Genomic DNA, 2,367 nt, shown 5'->3' on the forward strand with positions numbered 1-2,367 from the left:
TGCATTGTTGAAACCTGAAGAATATAGCCGATAACACAGACAAGCTTGAGGACAGCAGCGTAAACCTACCATGAGAAAAACCCAGGAGCATCGCGGAGAAAAGAACCCATAGGAAACCTTCTCTGTCTTCATTTGGGGCAGGGCAGGGGCGACGGCGATTGTCCCTGCAGAGGTGCCTGTAGCCCGCCTGCGGGTGTAAGCTCTAGAGGGATCCCTCTGGGTGAGGAGGACGGTCGGACATGGCGGCCAAGCAACTGAAGTTCTACTGGAGCCCGCAGTACCAAATCTTTAGCTGTGACGGGGCCAAGCTGGAGGGGCACGGCGCCATTCAAACCAATCCCTCGCATGACTTGGTGCATCTGTTTATCGCCGCCAACGGCAACATGCCCTGGCAGCCGGTAGAAAGCCGCGAGCAAACCTGCTTTGCCGAGTACAACGCCGTGCTCCTGGAGCACCTTTTGGTCAACTGCTTCAACGTAGCGGTGCTGGGATCCATGGCCCCAGAGCAGGTTGTTCCGGAGGCGCGCAAGTTTTTGCAGTGGTTTGTTTCCGAGCACTACGCGCCGTTTCCGGTCTCTGAAGAAGAGGCTTTTTGTTGCTTTGCAGCACACCTAGATATCGAGCGCATGGTGCGGCTATTCCCCTACTTCTACAGTTTGCGCGCCTGGGAGTGCTTCAGCCCCGATTACCGCAACGAGGTTTACGACTTGGAATTTACTTCCGAAGACGATCCGGTCAGGGAAGCCCCGGAATGGGCGGCGGATCCCAATATCTTGGAGACCCAAGAGCTGGTGCGGCAGAAGCTCGCTGAGGTTGTGGCGGAGGCGAGATCGATCCGGCCCAAGGCGGAGCCCGTTTTCCCGCAAACCTTGTTGGCTTCACCGCTGTCCAATCCCCCAGCCAAGACCAAGCAGAAAAAAGCCGGGCTCGGCTTCAAGCCCACCCCCACCCGTTAATGGTTGATCCCCCCTTCCCAGTCCCATCAAGGGAGAGGGGTTGGGGGCTGACTACTCTGGGCCCACCACCAAGCGGCGGAAGGCCTTCTTGCCCACCTGGAGAACCCGCCCGACCAGGTCAGAAGCGTTGGCAAACTCCAAGTCGGGATCCTCCACTTTTTGTCCGTCCAGCCGCACGGCGCCTCCTTGGATTTGCCGACGGGCCTCGGCGGCGCTCTTGCACAGGCCGGACTCGCGCAGGATGTAGCTGAGTTTTGCCGGGTAAGACAAGCCCTCGACGGCAAAGGTGGGGATGGATCCTGCCTCGACGAGATTGCCTTGCAACACCAGGGCCTGGGCGGTGCGCTGCGCCTCTTCCGCCGCCTCAGGGGAGTGAAATTGGGCCACCAGAGTTTTGGCTAGGAGAATCTGGCGCTGACGGGGATCCGCCGGCAGCTCTGAGGGGGGCACCGCCGTGAGCAACTCAAAATACCGCTCCACCAGGTGATCCGGCACCTTCTCCAGCTTGGAGTACATGGTGAGGGGATCCTCGGTCAGGCCCACGTAGTTGTTTTTGGACTTGGACATTTTCTGGTAGCCATCCAAGCCCTCCAAAAGCGGCACTGTCAGGCAAAGCTGCGGCGTTTGGCCCTTCCAAAGCTGCAGCTCCCGGCCAACCAGGAGGTTAAAGCGCTGGTCAGTTCCCCCCAGCTCCACGTCAGCTTCGAGGGCCACCGAGTCGTAACCCTGCAGGAGGGGGTAAAGAAATTCGTGCAAGTACACCGGTGTTCCAGCTTGGTAGCGCTGGGCAAAGTCTTCTTTGGCCAACATCTGCCCCACCGTCATCTGGGCCTGCAGCTCGATTAGCTCGCTCAGGGTGAGGCGGGCCAGCCACTCGCTGTTGCGGCGCACCTCCAGCCGGCCAGGGGTCGCAAAGTCCAAGATCTTGGCAGCCTGCTCCAGATAGGTGCGGGCGTTTTCCTCCACTTCTGCCGGTGTCAGGCGGGGGCGGGCCTCCGACTGGCCAGTGGGATCCCCCACCAGCGCCGTAAAATCCCCGATGAGCAAAATGGCCACATGGCCGGCATCCTGGAATTGGCGCAGCTTGCGCAAAACCACCGCGTGGCCCAGGTGTAGATCTGGCCGCGTGGGATCGATGCCTAGCTTCACCCGCAAAGGGCGATCCGTTGTGGCCAGGCGCTCCACCAGAGCTGCCGCCCCCCCTGGGAAGATCTCGGCCACCCCCCGCTGGGCGATCTCGGCGATGCGAGGATCCCCCTGGGCTGACGAGACGGCAGTTAGAGACATTTTCGAAGTTGGCTCCATCCACTTGGCTTGATGAGCACCATGGGCTATTATGAACTACCCCACCGCGCAGGCGGGTGGGGTTTCCCCATCCGCTTTACGGCGAGATTTTTGTCTCTTCCTCTGC

The 2,367-nt window shown here is 60.3% G+C and carries 2 protein-coding genes; one reads left to right on the forward strand and one right to left on the reverse strand.

Translation table 11 applies throughout. The annotated features are described in order from the left end of the window. The first annotated feature begins 239 nt into the window (after window positions 1–239). Window positions 240–956, forward strand: coding sequence for a hypothetical protein (locus NW863_RS12760; RefSeq protein ID WP_414366809.1), 717 nt, complete (start codon window positions 240–242; stop codon window positions 954–956). A gap of 51 nt (window positions 957–1,007) precedes the next feature. Here the strand turns inward: NW863_RS12760 and tyrS are convergent, their stop codons facing one another. Beyond that, window positions 1,008–2,243 carry a tyrosine--tRNA ligase gene (gene tyrS, locus NW863_RS12765; RefSeq protein ID WP_414366811.1) on the reverse strand — a complete coding sequence of 412 codons (1,236 nt, stop codon included), beginning with the start codon at window positions 2,241–2,243 and terminating at the stop codon, window positions 1,008–1,010. Window positions 2,244–2,367 lie beyond the last annotated feature (124 nt).

This window comes from Synechococcus sp. B60.1 (genome assembly GCF_047462555.1).
GTDB lineage: Bacteria > Cyanobacteriota > Cyanobacteriia > Thermostichales > Thermostichaceae > Thermostichus.

Excerpts from the sequence above, each read along its gene's own strand:
- NW863_RS12760 (WP_414366809.1), top strand. The coding sequence starts at position 240 with ATGGCGGCCAAGCAACTGAAGTTCTACTGGAGCCCGCAGTACCAAATC.
- tyrS (WP_414366811.1), bottom strand. The coding sequence starts at position 2,243 with ATGTCTCTAACTGCCGTCTCGTCAGCCCAGGGGGATCCTCGCATCGCC.